The 16,602-nt window shown below is 71.8% G+C and carries 12 protein-coding genes; 5 read left to right on the top strand and 7 right to left on the bottom strand.

Going from position 1 to position 16,602, the window contains the following annotated elements; genetic code table 11:
• Positions 1-67: 67 nt before the first annotated feature.
• The 3 genes from AB0J55_RS41120 to AB0J55_RS41110 are packed head-to-tail and all read left to right on the top strand — an operon-like array spanning position 68 to position 3,882.
• Positions 68-2,101, top strand: a complete 2,034-nt coding sequence (locus AB0J55_RS41120; RefSeq protein WP_364261924.1) for an APC family permease — start codon at positions 68-70, stop codon at positions 2,099-2,101.
• On the top strand, positions 2,098-3,285 hold the full coding sequence (locus AB0J55_RS41115) for a class I SAM-dependent RNA methyltransferase (protein WP_364261921.1): 1,188 nt from the start codon (positions 2,098-2,100) through the stop codon (positions 3,283-3,285). Before AB0J55_RS41120 ends, AB0J55_RS41115 begins: the two co-directional genes overlap by 4 nt.
• A 33-nt stretch (positions 3,286-3,318) precedes the next feature.
• On the top strand, positions 3,319-3,882 hold the full coding sequence (locus AB0J55_RS41110; RefSeq protein ID WP_364261918.1) for a TIGR03086 family metal-binding protein: 564 nt from the start codon (positions 3,319-3,321) through the stop codon (positions 3,880-3,882).
• Between the two features lie 169 nt (positions 3,883-4,051).
• On the opposite strand, the gene AB0J55_RS41105 is transcribed toward AB0J55_RS41110, so the two are convergent.
• Both AB0J55_RS41105 and AB0J55_RS41100 read right to left on the bottom strand, forming a co-directional pair.
• The gene (locus AB0J55_RS41105) at positions 4,052-4,483 is read right to left on the bottom strand and encodes a hypothetical protein (RefSeq protein ID WP_364261915.1); all 432 of its coding nucleotides are present in this window, start codon (positions 4,481-4,483) and stop codon (positions 4,052-4,054) included.
• A 73-nt stretch (positions 4,484-4,556) separates the two neighbouring features.
• On the bottom strand, positions 4,557-6,026 hold the full coding sequence (locus tag AB0J55_RS41100) for an aldehyde dehydrogenase family protein (protein ID WP_364261912.1): 1,470 nt from the start codon (positions 6,024-6,026) through the stop codon (positions 4,557-4,559).
• Positions 6,027-6,200: 174 nt separating this feature from the next.
• On the opposite strand from AB0J55_RS41100, the gene dxs reads away from it, so the two are divergent.
• Entirely contained in the window at positions 6,201-8,114 is a 1,914-nt protein-coding gene (dxs, locus tag AB0J55_RS41095; protein ID WP_364261909.1) for a 1-deoxy-D-xylulose-5-phosphate synthase, read from the top strand.
• A 62-nt stretch (positions 8,115-8,176) separates the two neighbouring features.
• Here the strand turns inward: dxs and AB0J55_RS41090 are convergent, their stop codons facing one another.
• Genes AB0J55_RS41090 through AB0J55_RS41070 form a run of 5 tightly spaced genes read right to left on the bottom strand, consistent with a single transcriptional unit; the run spans position 8,177 to position 14,999 of the window.
• Complete coding sequence (locus AB0J55_RS41090; protein WP_364261906.1) at positions 8,177-9,625, bottom strand: cytosine permease; 1,449 nt, start codon at positions 9,623-9,625, stop codon at positions 8,177-8,179.
• Positions 9,622-10,980 (bottom strand): aminobutyraldehyde dehydrogenase, encoded by a 1,359-nt coding sequence (locus AB0J55_RS41085; protein ID WP_364261903.1) that lies wholly within the window; start codon positions 10,978-10,980, stop codon positions 9,622-9,624. The genes AB0J55_RS41090 and AB0J55_RS41085 overlap by 4 nt, the downstream gene beginning before the upstream one ends.
• Positions 10,977-12,620 (bottom strand): thiamine pyrophosphate-binding protein, encoded by a 1,644-nt coding sequence (locus AB0J55_RS41080; protein WP_364261900.1) that lies wholly within the window; start codon positions 12,618-12,620, stop codon positions 10,977-10,979. Before AB0J55_RS41080 ends, AB0J55_RS41085 begins: the two co-directional genes overlap by 4 nt.
• A complete protein-coding gene (gene speB, locus AB0J55_RS41075; protein ID WP_364261897.1) occupies positions 12,617-13,561 on the bottom strand; it encodes an agmatinase in 945 nt (314 codons plus the stop codon). Before speB ends, AB0J55_RS41080 begins: the two co-directional genes overlap by 4 nt.
• On the bottom strand, positions 13,554-14,999 hold the full coding sequence (locus AB0J55_RS41070; RefSeq protein WP_364261894.1) for a sodium:solute symporter: 1,446 nt from the start codon (positions 14,997-14,999) through the stop codon (positions 13,554-13,556). Before AB0J55_RS41070 ends, speB begins: the two co-directional genes overlap by 8 nt.
• 98 nt (positions 15,000-15,097) lie before the next feature.
• Between AB0J55_RS41070 and AB0J55_RS41065 the strand changes: the two genes are divergently transcribed.
• Positions 15,098-16,594 carry a PucR family transcriptional regulator gene (locus AB0J55_RS41065; protein ID WP_364261891.1) on the top strand — a complete coding sequence of 499 codons (1,497 nt, stop codon included), beginning with the start codon at positions 15,098-15,100 and terminating at the stop codon, positions 16,592-16,594.
• Positions 16,595-16,602 lie beyond the last annotated feature (8 nt).

Here is a 16,602-nt window from a genome sequence, read left to right as displayed (position 1 = left end):
CCCGTCCGTCTTACCCCCGACATACCAGCGCCGAACCTACCGTGCCCGGTACAGCTACGCTTTCGTGGTGTCGAAGTTCCCGACCGTGCTGAAACGCCTGGTCCTCGGACGTCCGTTCCGCAGTGACCGGCTCTCTCACACGCTCCTGCCGAAGCGCATCGCGCTGCCCATTTTCGCGTCGGACGCGCTCTCGAGCGTGGCGTACGCCCCGGAGGAAATCTTCCTGACGCTGAGCGTCGCCGGACTGTCCGCCTACGCGATCGCGCCGTGGATCGGCATCATGGTCGCCCTGGTCATGCTGGTCGTCGTCGCCTCCTACCGGCAGAACGTGCACGCCTACCCGAGCGGTGGCGGCGACTACGAGGTCGCCAACACGAACCTCGGCGGCAAGTTCGGCCTCACCGTGGCGAGCGCCCTGCTGGTCGACTACGTCCTGACGGTCGCGGTGTCCACTTCGTCCGGTGTGGCCAACATCGGCTCGGCCGTCCCGTGGGTCGCGCAGCACAAGGTGCTCGCGTCGATCGTCATCGTGGTCGTGCTGACGTCGCTGAACCTGCGCGGCATCCGCGAGTCGGGGAAGGCCTTCGCGATCCCGACATACGGGTTCATCCTCGGCATCCTGGTCATGGTCGCCTGGGGCCTGCTGCAGGCGGCCACCGGCACCGAGATGAAGGCCGAGAGCGCCGGGTTCACTCTCAACGCCGAAGGCACCTTCGCGGGTGTCGCGTACGCGTTCCTGATCCTGCGGGCGTTCTCCTCCGGCGCGGCGGCGCTGACCGGTGTGGAGGCGATCAGCAACGGCGTCCCGGCGTTCCAGAAGCCGAAGTCGAAGAACGCGGCCACCACGCTGCTGATGATGGGCCTGCTCGCGGTCACCATGCTGGTCGGCATCATCACCCTGGCCACGATCACCGACGTCAAGTTCGCCGAGGACCCGGCGAAGCAGCTCGCCGGCGCGCCCGCCGGCTACGAACAGAAGACGATCGTGGCGCAGATCGCGCACGCGGTGTTCGCCGACTTCCCCCCGGCGTTCTACTACATCTCCTTCTCCACCGGCATCATCCTGCTGCTGGCCGCGAACACCGCGTTCAACGGCTTCCCGGTGCTGGGCTCGATCCTGGCGCAGGACCGCTACCTGCCGCGGCAGCTGCACACCCGCGGCGACCGGCTGGCGTTCTCCAACGGCATCCTGTTCCTGGCCGCGTTCGCGCTGGTCCTGATCATCGCGTTCGACGCCGAGGTGACCCGGCTGATCCAGCTCTACATCGTGGGCGTGTTCGTGTCGTTCACGGTGAGCCAGGCGGGCATGATCCGGCACTGGAACCGGTTGCTGGCCAGGGAAACCGACCCGGGCGCGCGGCGGCGGATGCGGCGCTCGCAGACGGTCAACGCCATCGGCCTGACCATGACCGCGACCGTCCTGGTGATCGTGCTGATCACGAAGTTCCTGCTCGGCGCCTGGATCGCGATCGCCGCGATGGTGGCCATCTTCGTGCTGATGACGGCGATCCGGCGGCACTACGACCGCGTCGCCGACGAGCTGAAGGAGCTCGGCGACACCCCGACCGTGCTGCCCTCGCGCAACCACGCGATCGTCCTGGTGTCCAAACTGCACCGGCCGACGCTGCGCGCCCTGGCCTACGCCAAGGCGATGCGCCCGGACGTCCTGGAAGCCGTGACGGTCAATGTGGACGATGCCGACACCCGAAAGCTCACCGCCGAATGGGACGCGCACAACTTCAAGGTGCCGCTGAAGGTCGTCGAGTCGCCCTACCGCGAGATCACGAAGCCGGTCCTCGACTACGTGAAACGCGTGCGCGGTGACAACCCGCGCAACGTGGTCACCGTGTTCATCCCGGAGTACGTGGTCGGGCACTGGTGGGAGCAGGTGCTGCACAACCAGAGCGCGCTGCGGCTCAAGGGCCGCCTGCTGTTCCAGTCCGGCGTGATCGTGGCCAGCGTGCCGTGGCAGCTGGAGTCGTCGGCCAAGGCGGCCGCGCGGGTCCGGAACGAACGCCCGGCCGCGGGCGACGTCCGCCGCGGATTCTCGCCCAACGGCAAGCCCGTCGCGGCGCCGAAGCCCAAGGAGCCCGCCGAATGACGAGCTGGCTGGGCCGCGTCCTCGAGGTCGAGGTCGGCGCGGTGGCGCACGGCGGCCACTGCGTCGCCCGCGCGGAGGGCCGGGTCGTGTTCGTCCGGCACGCGCTGCCGGGCGAGCAGGTCCGCGTCGAGATCACCGAGGACAACGGCGGCTCGTTCTGCCGCGGCGACGCCGTCGAGGTGCTTTCCCCGTCACCGCACCGGGTTCCGCCGCCGTGCCCGCTCGCGGTGCCGGGCGGTTGCGGCGGGTGCGACTGGCAGCACGCTTCGCCGGACTACCAGCGTTCGCTCAAGGCGTCGGTCGTGGCGGAGCAGCTGCAGCGGCTGGCCGGGATCGAGCGCGAGGTCGTCGTGGAGGCCCTCGACGGCGGGCCGCTGGACTGGCGCAGCCGCGTCCGGCTGGTCGCCGGCCGCGACGGGCGCGCGGGCCTGCGCGCGCACCACAGCCACCGGGTGGTGGCCCTGGACGACTGCCCGATCGCCGTCCCGGGCGAGCTCGACGACGTCCTGGCGCGGCGCTGGCGGCCGGGCAGCGAGCTGGAGGTCACGACCGACGGCGACGGCGAGCTGCACGTGCGGGAGCTGTCGACGGTCCGCGGCAAGGTCCGCGCCCGGCAGCTGACGGGTGGCGTCGCGGTCCAGCACGCGGCGGGCCGCGACTGGCGCCTCGACGCGCACGGTTTCTGGCAGGTCCACCCGGCGGCGGCGTCGACGTTCGCCGCGGTGGTGGGGGAGTGGGCGGAAGCGCCGTCCGGCGGCACGGCCTGGGACCTCTACGCCGGGGTCGGGCTGTTCGCTTCGGTGCTGGCGGCGCAGGTGGGATCGTCGGGCCGCGTGCTGGCGGTGGAGTCCGGCCGCCGCGCGGTCGCCGACGGCGAGCGCAACCTCGAGGACCTGCCGCAGGTGTCGTGGCGCGCGGGGCGGGTGGAGCACGTGCTGGCGTCGGCGGCCAAGCCGGTCGACGTGGTGGTGCTCGACCCGCCGCGCAAGGGCGCGGGCAAGGCGGTCGTGGAGTCGATCGTGGCGGGTGCGCCCGACCGGATCGTGTACGTGGCCTGCGACCCGGCGGCGCTGGCGCGGGACGTGGCGACGTTCGCGTCCCACGGGTACTCGCTGACCGACCTGCGCGCTTTCGACGCGTTCCCGATGACGCACCACGTGGAGTGCGTGGCGCTGCTGTCGTGAGTTTTTGTCGGTGGTGGTCGGCACACTTGCCGCATGACTCCTCTCGACGAGTTCGACCTGGCGGCGTCGACGGTGGGTTCCCTGGTGTCCGCGATCCGCGCCGACCAGTGGGCGCTCCCGACGGCGTGCGCGGAATGGGACGTGCGCGCGGTGGTGAACCACCTGGCCCACGGCAACGCGAAGGTGGCGTTCTGGGCGGGCTCGGGCCCACCGGCGCCGGACGGTGACTACCTGGGCGAGGCGCCGGCCTCGTCGTTCGCTGCCTCGGTGGCGGCGGCCCGTGCGGTGCTGGCTTCGCCCGGGTTGTTCTCGCGCCAGGTGACGACACCGCTCGGCGAAGTGCCGGGGGTGTTCCTGGTGCACATGAGGGTGAACGAGTACGTGGTGCACGGCTGGGACATCGCCGACGCGACGGGGGTGTCGACGGACCTGGTGCCGGGGTTGGCGGAGCAGGCGCTGGAGCAGTGGCGAGCGCGGTTCGGGGCGGCGCCGCGGCAGCCGGGCGGGCCGTTCGGGCCGGAGGTGGAGCCGGCGCCGGACGCGACGGCGGCGGACCGGTTGGCGGCGTTCCTGGGCCGGAAGGCGGTGAGGGGGTAGGGCGGCGGGTGGCTGCTGTCGGGCCGCCCCCGCCGGAGGGATGCGGTGCTTCGGCCGACGTACGGGGGTGAGCGCCGCTGTGAGCTGTGCGCGCCCGGCTTCGGGCCGCTCGGCGCGCCGCGAACGCTGCGGCTTGGCGGTGCGGTGTCTGCAACCCCGAGCCCGCTGCTCAGCCCGCCCGGCGTACCGCGAACGCCGCCGCCAGGCCCGCAGCCGTCATCGCCACCCCCGATACCAGCAGCACCCACGACCCCGCTCCCGGCACCACCCTCGCCGCCGGCTGGATGCGAGTCACTCCCGGGATCGTCACCACCAGGTGGCGCAGGATCACGCCCGTCACCACCAGTCCCGGCAGGCACGCCATCGCCAGTGGCTCGTCCTGGTGGCGGGCGAACGTCAGGTACGCCAGCGTCACCGCGATCAGCACCGCCGCCGCGCACACCAGGCGCAGGCCCAGGTCCAGCTCCGGGTCCGGGGTTCCCGGGGGCAGCGTCCCCGGGTACTCCGCCGTCCGCAGGGTCAGGCCGGCGATCACGCCCAGACCGGCCAGTCCTGCCAGGACGGCCCGCGGGCCACGCAACCCCGGTCGCTGCTGGTCCACTCCGGCCTCCCTGCGTCGCGGTGGAGGCAGCATAAGGCGCTGGGCCGTCCGGGGGTTCCCGATCGGGCGATGCTCAGCCGGCGAACCAGCGCTGCGGGGCCGGGCGCAGGTTCTGGTAGATGTGCTTGACCTCGGTGTACTCGGCCAGCCCCGTCGGGCCCAGCTCGCGGCCGAAGCCCGACTGCTTGTAGCCGCCCCACTCCGCCTGGGGCAGGTACGGGTGGAAGTCGTTGATCCACACCGTCCCGTGGCGCAGCCGCCCCGCCACCCGCTGGGCGCGCCCCGCGTCCTGGGTGAACACCGCGCCCGCCAGGCCGTAGTGCGTGTCGTTCGCGATGCGGACCGCGTCGTCCTCGTCGGTGAACGTCTCGACCGTCAGCACCGGGCCGAACGACTCGTCGACCACCGCCGACGAGCCCTGTTTCACCTGGTCCAGGATGGTCGGCAGGTAGTAGAACCCGTCGGCCAGCGCCGGGTCGTCCGGGCGGCGGCCGCCCGTGCGCAGCACCGCGCCCTCGGCCAGCGCCGCCGCCACGTACGCCTCGACCTTCGCCCGGTGGGCCGCCGAGATCAGCGGGCCCGTCTCCGCGTGCGAGTCGAACGGGCCGCCCAGGCGGATCCGCTCGGCCCGGCGCACCAGCTCGGCGACGAACTCGTCGTGCCACTCGCGCTGCACGATCAGCCGCGCCCCCGCCGAGCACACCTGGCCGGAGTGCAGGAACACCGCCGTCAGCGCGTAGTCGACCGCCGTCTCGAAATCGGCGTCGGCGAACACCACGTTCGGGTTCTTCCCGCCCAGCTCCAGCGCCACCTTCTTGACCGTGGCCGCGGCCGACGCGGCGATCACCTTGCCGGTCGCCAGGCCGCCGGTGAACGACACGAGGTCGACGTCCGGGTGCGACGCCAGCGGCGCGCCGGCCTCCGCGCCCGCGCCCAGCACCAGGTTCCCGACGCCCGGTGGCAGGCCCGCCTCGGTGAGCAGCTTGAGGAACAGGATCGCGGTGTGCGGGGTCAGCTCGCTCGGCTTGAGCACGAACGTGTTGCCCGCCGCCAGCGCCGGCGCGATCTTCCACACGGTCTGCAGCAGCGGGTAGTTCCACGGCGTGATCAGCCCGCAGACCCCGACCGGCTCGTGCACGATCCGGCTGATCGCGTCCGGGTTGCCGGTGTCGACCACGCGCCCGGCGTCCTGCGCCGCGAGCTTGCCGAAGTAGCGCAGGCAGGCGGCGATGTCCGCCATGTCGTACCGGCTCTCGACCAGGCGCTTGCCGGTGTCGAGCGACTCGGCGCGGGCGAACGCCTCCGCGTCGCGGTCGAGCAGGTCCGCGGTGCGCAGTAGCAGGTCGCCGCGCAGGTGGGCGGGGGTGCCGGGCCACGGGCCGGTGTCGAACGCCCGGCGCGCCGCCGCGATCGCGGCCTCGGTGTCCTTGGCGGTACCCTCGGCGACCGTCGCGACCAGGGAGCCGTCGGCCGGGCAGCGGATCTCGCGCCGCCCGCCGTCCACCGCGTCCACCCACTCGCCGCCGATGAAGAAGTCCGCCATGCCGCCCATTCTCGTGGCCACGCGGCGTGACCGCCACAGCGACGCGGCGAGACGAGGTTCACCCCGGGTGCTGACCGGCGATCGCGCTCGGGTGTGACGCCGGACGCGGCGGGCGGAACCGCGCTGGCGGGTCTCCGTAGACTGGGCCGAACCGAGCGAGTGAGGTGGAGACGAGTGACGATGCTGGAGTCCGTGAGCGGACCGGCGGACCTGAAGCGCATGAGTGTCGAGGACCTCGGCGAACTGGCCGCCGAGATCCGGGACTTCCTCGTCGACAAGGTCCGGCGGGCGGGCGGGCACCTGGGGCCGAACCTCGGCGTCGTCGAGCTCACCCTGGCGCTGCACCGCGTGTTCGACTCGCCGCGCGACGCGATCGTCTGGGACGTCGGTCACCAGGCCTACGTGCACAAGATCGTCACCGGCCGCGCGGAGGGGTTCGACCTGCTGCGCCAGACCGGCGGTGTCACCGGTTACCCGTCGCGCGCGGAGAGTGAGCACGACTGGGTGGAGAGCAGCCACGCGTCGGCCGGTCTGTCCTATGTGGACGGGCTGGCGAAGGCGTTCGAGCTGGCCGGCGGCGGGCGGCACGCGATCGCCGTGGTCGGCGACGGCGCGCTCACCGGCGGCATGTGCTGGGAGGCGCTCAACAACATCGCCGCGCACAAGGAGCGGCCGGTCGTCATCGTGATCAACGACAACGGCCGCTCGTACTCGCCGACCATCGGCGGGCTGGCCGACCACCTCGCGGCGCTGCGCCTGCAGCCCGGCTACGAGCGGCTGCTCGACGGCGGCCGCGAGCTGCTGCGGCACACCCCGGTCGTCGGCCGGCCGATCTACGCGGCGCTGCACGCGGCGAAGGCCGGCCTGAAGGACGCGCTGAGCCCGCAGGCGATGTTCTCCGACCTCGGCCTCAAGTACCTCGGCCCGGTCGACGGCCACGACCTCGTCGCGCTGGAGAAGGCGTTCCAGAGTGCACGCTCCTTCGGGGGCGCCGTGATCGTGCACGTCGTCACCGAAAAGGGGCACGGCTACGCGCCCGCGGTGAACAACCAGCACGACCAGATGCACCAGACCGACCCGATCGATCCGGAGACCGGGCTGCCGCCGGTGAAGGGGCCCAGCTGGACCGGTGTGTTCGGTTCCGAGCTGGCGGCGATCGGGGCCGAGCGGGACGATGTCGTCGCGATCACCGCGGCGATGCTGCGGTCCACCGGGCTGGACAAGTTCGCCGAGGCGTTCCCGGATCGGTGGTACGACGTCGGGATCGCCGAGCAGCACGCGGTCACCTCGGCTGCGGGGTTGGCCATGGGTGGGCTGCATCCGGTGGTGGCGATCTACTCGACGTTCCTGAACCGGGCTTTCGACCAGGTGCTGATGGATGTCGCGCTGCACCGGCTGCCGGTGACGCTGGTGTTGGACCGGGCCGGGATCACCGGGCCGGATGGGCCCAGTCATCACGGGATGTGGGATCTCTCCCTGCTGGGGATGGTGCCCGGGATGCGGGTTGCTGCTCCTCGCGACCCGGCCACTCTCCGCGAGGAGCTGCGCGAGGCGGTGGCGGTGTCGGACGGGCCGACCGCTCTGCGGTTCTCGAAGGGGAAGGTCGGGACCGACGTGACCGCCGTCGAGCGGGTCGGGACCGTCGATGTGCTGCGGCGGCCGGCTGACGGTGCCGATGTTCTGCTGGTGACCGTGGGTGCCTTTGCGACGCTCGGGTTGGCGGCTGCTGATCGGCTGGCTGATCAGGGGATCGGGGTTACTGTCGTTGATCCTCGGTGGGTTCTTCCCGTGCCCGCTGAGCTTGTTGCGCTGGCTTCTCAGCACAAGCTTGTCGTTACCGTTGAGGACAGTGGGCGGCATGGGGGGTTCGGGTCTGCCTTGGCTGCCTTGTTCCGGGATGCCGAATGCGATGTTCCCGTGCGGGATCTTGCTGTTCCGCAGGCGTTCCATGACCACGGGAGCCGGGACGAGGTTCTGGGGCGGATCGGGTTGACCGCCCAGGATGTTGCTCGGCGGGTTACCGAGTGGGCTTCCGGGCGGTTGGGTTCTGCTGATGAGCCTGCGCCCAAGGATGCCAACCGGAGTTGAGGCTGCAGGAGTTTTGGAGATTGTCCTCGCCGGACGGGCAGGCTCTGGGATGACCAACCAGCTCAGGGCTCTGCCGGGAGGGGGATCCGGGCTTTTGCTGGGGCTGGGGCGAGTACTTCCGGCGGTTCTGGGAAGAGCTTGACCAGTAGTGGGTAGGTCAGGGCTGCTGTCAGGAGGGTTGCCAGCAGGCTTATGTCCACGCCGCCGGCTATGTTGCGTAGGGGGCCCGTGATCATGGGGGTGTTTGCGCACAGCAGGCCCAGTGTTGTTGCTGGGATCCAGGCCGCCATTGCTCGCCAGTTCACTCCTCCGGTGAACCAGTAGCGGCCGCCCTTGCGGCCCTCGTTGAACACCTGCAGGTCCTGCACGTCGTAGAAACCTCTGCGCTGGACGAAGCCGATCATCATGATCACCATCCAGGGGGATGTGCACAGTACGATCAGGGTGGCGAATGCGTTGATGCTCGACACCATGTCCAGCACGAAGTTGCCCACGAAGATGAATGCCACGCTCAACGTGCCGATCAGCAGCGTTGCCTGGACGCGGGACAGGCTCGGGAAGATCGAACTGAAGTCCAGGCCCGTTCCGTACAACGACGTCGTGCCCGTGGACAGGCCGCCGATCAGGGCCACCACGATCAGCGGGATTGCGTACCACAGCGGGGAAATTGCCGTCAGGCCCGTTATGTAGTCGGCCGGGTTTGGCACCAGGGTTGCCGTTGCGATGCCGAAGCCGAACGGGAGCATTGTTGCCACCTGGGCCAGGAATGGGGCCGTCAAGAGGGAACGCTTGCTGTACCTGGCGGGGATGTACCGGGCCCAGTCGCCGAGGAATGCGCCGAACGAGATCGGGTTCGCCAAGGCCGTCAACGCCGCCAGGGTGAACGTCGGCCAGAACGTTCCCAGCGCGTACGTTCCCGTTCCCGCGTAGGCCGGGTCGAAGGTGCCGCCGTAGGCGAACACGCCCAGGAGCATGATCGCCGTGCCCAGGATCACCGCGATGCGGTTCACCAGCAACATGAAACGGTAGCCGTAGATGCACACCACCAGCGTTGCGATCGCGATCACGCCGTAGGCGATGCCGCGCAATGCCGCGCCGCCGTCGAAGGTGAACAGGCGCTGGGCTGCTCCGGCCACCGCGTCGCCGCTCACCCACACCGAGATCGCGAAGAACGTTATTGCTGTCAGCAACGACAGGAACGAGCCCACGCAGCGGCCGACCACGCCGAAATGGGCGCCCGATGACACCGCGTTGTTCGTGCGGGTTCGGGGGCCGAACAACGCCATCGGGGCCAGGACCAAGCCGCCCACCACCACACCCAGGGCTGTGGCCAGGACCGCGTCGCGGAAGCTCAGGCCGTACGCGATCGGCAGTGTTCCCAGGATGATCGTGGCGAACGTGTTCGCGCCGCCGAACGCCATGCGGAACAGGTCTCGCGGGCGGGACGTCTGTTCCGCCGGGGGGATCGGGGCGATCCCGTGCTGCTCGACCTCCGTGATCCTGTCGCTCATGCGAACCTCGTCATCACGTGCTTGACGCGGGTGTACTCCGCGAACGCGTACGACGAGAGGTCCTTGCCGTGGCCGGAATGGCCGAAGCCGCCGTGGGGCATCTCGGCCACCAGGGGGCCGTGCGTGTTGACCCACACGCAGCCGAAGTCCAGTTCGGCCGACACCCGCGCCGCGGTCGCGAGATCGCGGGTCCACACCGAGGACGCCAGGCCGTACGGGACGCCGTTCGCCAGCTCGATTCCTTCGGCTTCGTCCGCGAAGGGCTGGACCGTGATCACCGGGCCGAAGATCTCCTCCTGGACGATCTCGTCGTCCTGGCGCAGGCCCGAGATCACCGTGGGGGAGAAATAGAAGCCCTGCGAGCCGAACCGGGTGCCGCCGGTCTCGATGCGGGCGTGCGACGGGAGCCGGGCGAGCAGGCCCTCGACGCGGGCGAACTGCGCCGCGCTGTTCAGCGGTCCGTAGTCGACGCCCGGCGTCTGCGCCGCTGCGGCCTTCGCCAGCGATGCGACGAAGTCGTCGTGGATCGACGCGTGCACCAGCACCCGGCTGCCCGCCGTGCAGTCCTGGCCCGCGTTGTAGAACGCCGCGCCCACGATGCCTTCCGCCGTCGTGGACAGGTCGGCGTCGGGGAACACCAGCAGGGGTGCGTTGCCGCCCAGCTCCAGGTGGGTGCGCTTGAGGTCCGCGGCCGCCACCGTGGCGACGTCGATGCCCGCCCGCGTCGAGCCGGTGATCGAGACGAGCGCGGTGATCGGGTGCTTGACCAGCGCCCGGCCCGTGTCGCGGTCGCCGGTCAGGACCGTGAATGCCCCCTCCGGCAGGAACTCCGCCGCGATCCCGGCCAGGCGCACGGCCGTCGACGGGGTCGTCTCGGCCGGCTTCAGCACCACCGTGTTGCCCGCCGCCAGGGCCGGGGCGATCTTCCAGACCGCCATCATCAGCGGGTAGTTCCACGGCGCGATCTGGGCGCAGACCCCGACCGGCTCGCGGCGGATCACCGACGTGTGGCCGGGTGTGTACTCGCCGGCCGCCGTTCCCTCCAGGTGCCGGGCGGCGCCGGCGAAGAACCGCAGGGCGCTCACGCACTCCGGGATCTCCTCCTCGAGCACCACCGACCGGATCTTGCCGGTTTCGCGGACCTCCAGGTCGGCGAACTCGGCCGCCCTGGCCTCCAGGGCGTCGGCGATCTTCAGCAGCGCCAGCTGCCGCTCGGCCGGGGTGCTGCGCCGCCAGACCGCAAACGCCTGCGCGGCCGCTTCGAGCGCCGCGTCCACTTCGGACGGGGAGGCGACGGGGCTGGTGCCGAACACCTCGCCGGTCGCCGGGTCGGTCAGGTCGAGCGTGCGGGTCATGTCTGCTCCAGGTGGGTCGGCGCGAACATCTTCAGCAACGCGGGCAGGACGACGACGGACGGCCCGGGCGTGCGCAGGGCCTCGGCCAGATCGGCCCCGACGGTGTCCAAAGAGGACAACCGGGCGGGAACGCCGAAGGAGGACGCCAGTGCGGCGAAGTCCGGCCGGGCCAGCTCGGTGGCCGTCGACCGGCCGAACGCGCCGGTCAGGTACTCGCGCAGGATGCCGTAGCCGCCGTCGTCGACGATCAGCCACGTGACGTCGAGGCCGTGCTGCACCGCCGTGGCCAGCTCGGCGACGCCGTACATCGCGCCGCCGTCGCCGGACACCGCCAGCGTGGTGCCGCCCGCGGCCGCGCCGCCGAGCGCGCCCGGCAGGCCGTAGCCCAGGCCGCCCGCACCCTGCGCGGTGTGGATCGGCGCCCCTTCGGGGTTCCACGCCGACCACGCCCAGTACGCCGCGATCGTCATGTCCCAGAACGTCTGCGTGCCCTCGGGCAGCGCCGCGCGGATGTCGTCGATCAGCTTCCGCTCGGCGGCGCGGTCCTGACCGTCCAATCGCGACTCGATCCGCGAGAGCAGCCCGGAGACCGCCTTCTCGGCCCGGCCGTCGGACGCGCGCATCGGGACCCACTCCAGCAACGCCTGCAGGGTGAGCCGGACGTCGGCGTGGATGCCCAGGCCCGGGTAGTTCGACTCCAGTTTCCCGAGATCGGCTTCGACCTGGATCACCCGGCCGCGCGGGGCGAACTCGCGGTAGTTGCTGGACAGCTCGCCGAGCCCGGAGCCGAGCACCAGCAGGACGTCGGCGGCGGCGAGGAACTCCGTGGTGTGCCAGTCCTCCAGCCACGACCGGCCGGACAGCTCGTGGTCCCAGCCGAAGACGCCCTTGCCGCCGAAGGTCGACACCACCGGCGCGCGCAGGGCTTCGGCCAGCGCCAGCAGCTCGGCGTGCGCCCCCGACCGCAGCGCGCCGCCGCCCGCGAGGATCACCGGGTTCGCCGCCTCGCCCAGCAGGCGGGCGGCTTCGGTGACCAGCTCCGGCAGGGGTTCCAGGGCCGGGGGAGCGGCCGACACCGACGTGATCGGCGGAATCCCGGCCGGGCCGAGCAGCACGTCCTGGGGGATCTCGACCCACACCGGGCCGTAGGGTGCGGTCGCCGCCGACGTCCACGCCTCCCGCAGCGCCGACGGGATCTGGCTCACCCGCCGCACGACGTGCACCGACTTCACGACGCCGGCGAAGCTCGCCTGCTGGTCGGGCAGCTCGTGCAGGTAGCCGTGCCGGCCGCCGCCGAGCCCGGCGACCGGCACCTGGCTCGAGATCCCCAGCACCGGCACCGACGCCGCGCGGGATTCCTGCAGCGAAGCCAGCGTCAGCAACGCACCCGGGCCGGTGGAGACGATCAGCGGTGTCACCGGCACCGGGCCGTCCGGGTCCGCCGCGAGCCGGGCGCGGGCGTGCCCGTCGGCGGCGAAGGCCAGGTTGTTCTCGACGCGCCCGCTGATCACGCGCAGGTCGTCCGCCCGCCGCAGCGCCTCGAACAGGCCCAGCGCGTGCTGGCCCGGCAGGCCGAACACCGTGTCGGCGCCGAGCGCCCGCAGGGTCTCGACGACGACGTCGCCGCCGATGCGCGTCATGCGCCCTTCCCGAGGGTCAGCAGGCTCACCAGGTCGTAGGCGACGTGGGAGGCCGCGATGGCGGTGATCTCGGCGTGGTCGTAGGCCGGGGCGAGCTCGACGACGTCCGCGCCGACCAGGTTGAGGTCGCGCAGCCCGCGGAGGATCTCCAGGAGCTCGCGGCTGGTCATCCCGCCCGCCTCGGGAGTGCCGGTGCCGGGCGCGTGCGCCGGGTCGAGGACGTCGATGTCGACCGAGACGTAGAGCGGCCGGTCGCCGATGCGCTGCCGCAGCGCGTCGACCGTCTCGGCGACGCCGCGGCGCAGGACGTCGCCCGAGGTGACGATGCCGAAACCGAGCCGGCGGTCCTCTTCGAGGTCCCGCTTGCCGTACAGCGGCCCGCGCGTGCCGACGTGCGACAGCGCGCTCGTGTCGAGGATCCCTTCCTCCGACGCCCGCCGGAACGGGGTGCCGTGGGTGTACGGCTCGCCGAAGTAGGTGTCCCAGGTGTCGAGGTGCGCGTCGAAGTGCAGCAGGGCAACGGGTCCGTGCTGCTTCGCCGCGGCCCGCAGCAGCGGCAGCGCGATGGTGTGGTCGCCGCCGACCGTGACCAGGCGCGTCCCATTCGCCTGCAGTGCTTCGGCTTCCTGCTGCAGCGTCTCGATTGCTTCGCCGATGTTGAACGGGTTGACCGCGATGTCGCCGGCGTCCACGACCTGCTTCTCGGCGAACGGCGAGACGTCCAGCTCCGGGTGGTACGGCCGCAGCAGCCGGCTCGCCTCGCGGACGGCGGCCGGGCCGAACCGCGCGCCGGGGCGGTAGGACACGCCGGAGTCGAAGGGCACCCCGACGACGGCGACGTCGGCGCGCTCGACCTGGTCGATCCGCGGCAGCCGCGCGAAGGTCGCGAAGCCGGCGAACCGGGGGACGCGCGACGAGTCGAGGGGTCCGATGTTAGGCACTGGTGGGCTCCTGTTCCCGGTTCGAAAGGGGCGTTTCCGCGCCGTTCAGGCGGCGGGTCCAGACGGCGAGGATCGAGTCGGCCGTGCGGGGCGTGGCGAAGCTGACGGCCAGGTAGACGACCAGGCTCGCGCCGAGGCCCCAGTAGATCGGGGTGTTGGCGTCGACGCCGTCGATGATCATGAAGGCGATCACCGAAAGGGTGCCGGCCACCATCGACGCGTACGCGCCCTGGCGCGTGCCGCGCTTCCAGAACAGCGCGCCGACGATCGCCACCAGCAGGCCGCCGACCAGGATGTCGTAGGCGATGGTGAGCGCGTCGACGACGTCGTCGACGATCATCGCGATCCCGATGGCCAGCAGTCCGAGCACGAGCGTGGCGATCCGGTTGCGGCGGACCTCGCCGCCCTGCTTGAGGCCCAGCTTGGTCAGCAGGTCCGACGTCGTCGTGGTGGAGCAGGCGATCAGCGCGCCGCTCGCCGTCGACATCATCGCCGACAGGGCGGCGGCCAGGACCAGGCCGCGGACGCCGGTCGGCAGCAGCCGCTCGACGATCGTCGCGAAGGCGTCCTGCGCGCTGGCGATGTCCGGGTACAGCGTGTGCGCCGCGGTGCCGATCAGGGCGCCGGCCAGGCCGTAGACCAGGCAGTAGACGCCGGAGGTGATGCCGCCGGACGTCGCGATCGCGGGCGTGCGGGCGGTGAACACGCGCTGCCAGATGTCCTGGCCGATGAGCAGGCCGAAGGTGTAGATCACGAAGTACGTGATGATCGTGTCCGTGCCGATCGAGGTGAAGCTGAAGAAGCTCGCGTCGAGCTTGGCGCTCATGCCGCTGAAACCGCCGGCCGAGCTGATCGCGACCGGCAGCAGGATCGCCAGGATGCCGATGGTCTTGATGACGAACTGCGCGATGTCGGTGAGCGTGATCGACCACATGCCGCCGAGCACCGAGTAGAGCACGACGATCGAGCCGCCGACCGCGATCCCGGCCCAGTTCGGCAGGTCGAACAGCACCTTGAAGATGGTGGCGAAGGCCAGCGTCGAGGTCACCGTGAGCATCAGGGTGTAGCCCCACATGACGACGCCGGACACCGCGCTGGTGCGGCCGCCGTAGCGCAGGTCGAGCATCTCGCCGACGGTGTAGACCTTCAGCCGCACCAGCCGCCGCGCGAACAGCGCGTGCAGCACGAGGATGCCGACGCCGATGCTGACGACCAGCCACATGCCGGAGATGCCGTAGGTGTAGCCGAGCTTCACGCCGCCGACGGTCGACGCGCCGCCGAGGACGACGGCCGACATCGTGCCCGAGTACATGAACCAGCCCAGCCGCCGCCCGGCGACGAGGTAGTCGGACTTCGTCTTCGCGAGCTTCAGGCCGTACCAGCCGACCCCGATCATGCCCGCGATGTACAGCGCGATCACCGCGTAGTCGCCGGTCACGGTGTCCTCCTCACGTCGGTTTCGGGTCACCGTAGGGGCGCGGGCCACCGCGTCGGCATGGGATGATTCGTCCCCAAGCCGACACGGGTGGGGATGAGATGACCCAGAACGCGGATTCGCTGCACACGGAGGTGAATGTCCCGTTACGAGACGTGGTCGGCAACCGGGAGCTCGCGCTGGAGGTCGTCCCCGAGACGCTGCGGCCGGGCGCGCTGGACCGGCCCGTCCGCTGGGCCCACGTCAGCGAGCTGCAGGACCCGGCGCCGTACCTGGTGGGCGGCGAGCTGATCCTCACTGCGGGCGTCAACCTGCCCGAGCGGATCGACCGGTACGTGCGCGGGCTGCACGAGGCCGGCGTGACGGCGCTGGGCTTCGGGCTCACCCCGAACGTGCACGAAACCCTGCCGGAGTCGCTGCGCCGGGCGTGCGCGCGCCGCGGGCTGCCGCTGCTGGTGGTGCCGGCGCGGACCCCGTTCCTGGCGGTCAACCGGGCCGTCTCGGTCGCGCTGACCGAGGCCGGGCAGCGGGACCAGCGGCGGATCACGGCGGCGCGGGAGGCGCTGACCCGCGCCGCGGGCGGCGGGCTCGGTGAGCTGACGTCGGCGCTGGCGGCCCGGCTGGAGGCCTGGGTCGCGCTGGTCGGCGCCGGGGATGTGCTCGCGTCGGCGCACGGCGCGCCGGTGCCGTTGCCGCCGCAGGTGCGGGAGCTGGTGGTGACCGTGCGCGCGGGCAGCGGCATCCGGAGCGCGACCACCGAGGTGGACGGCGGCTTCGTCGTGGTCCAGCCGGTGTACCCGCAGGCGACGGCGTCGCACCTGGTGGTGACCGGTCGGCCGCGGCGCTTCGGCGGTGCCGACCGGGCGATCCTGGCGGTCGGCGCCGCGCTGCTGGGCCTGGTCGGGCGGGCCGGTTCGGACGCGGCAGAGCTGGGCGCGGCGGCCACCGGCCTGCTGCTCGGCCGGACGTCGGCCGGGGACGCGGCCCGGTCGCTGCTGGGGTCGGAGGTCGTCCGGCTGGTCGCCGGGGCGGCCCACCGGCGTGGTCCGGACGAGGTGGCGCAGCGGCCGGACTGGCTGCGCGCGCGGCTGGACACGCCGCTGGTCTCGGTACTGCCCGGCCGGTTCGTGGCGATCGCCGGGTCGGTGCCGCCGCGCGCGGTGCTGGAGGACCTGCGCGCGCACGGCTGGCTGGCGGCGGTGGGGTCCCCGGCGCCGGCCGGGCAGCTGTCCGAGGGGGAAGCCGAGGTGCTGCTTTCGCGGGCGCTCGCGCTCGGCCGTCCGGTCGTGGCCGGGAGCGAGCCGCTGGACTTCGACGCGCTGCTGGACCCGGGCGCGTCGCGCGGGTTCGCTTCGCGGGCCTTGGAGCCGTTGCTGGCGCTGGACCGTGCGGGGGACCGGTCGCTGGTGCCGACCCTGCGGACGTGGCTGGCCCACCACGGCGGCTGGGAGCCGGCGGCGGCGGAACTGGGCGTGCACCGCAACAGCGTCCGGCACCGGATCGCGCAGGTGGAGAAGGCGTTGGGGGTGGATCTGGCGGACCCGGAGATCCGGATGCGGCTGTGGTTCGCGCTCCGGTGGGCGGCCCTGCATCCTTAAAGGGCACT

It is taken from the genome of Amycolatopsis sp. NPDC049688 (assembly GCF_040674975.1).
GTDB lineage: Bacteria > Actinomycetota > Actinomycetes > Mycobacteriales > Pseudonocardiaceae > Amycolatopsis.
This window is presented reverse-complemented; position numbering and strand designations above follow the sequence as displayed.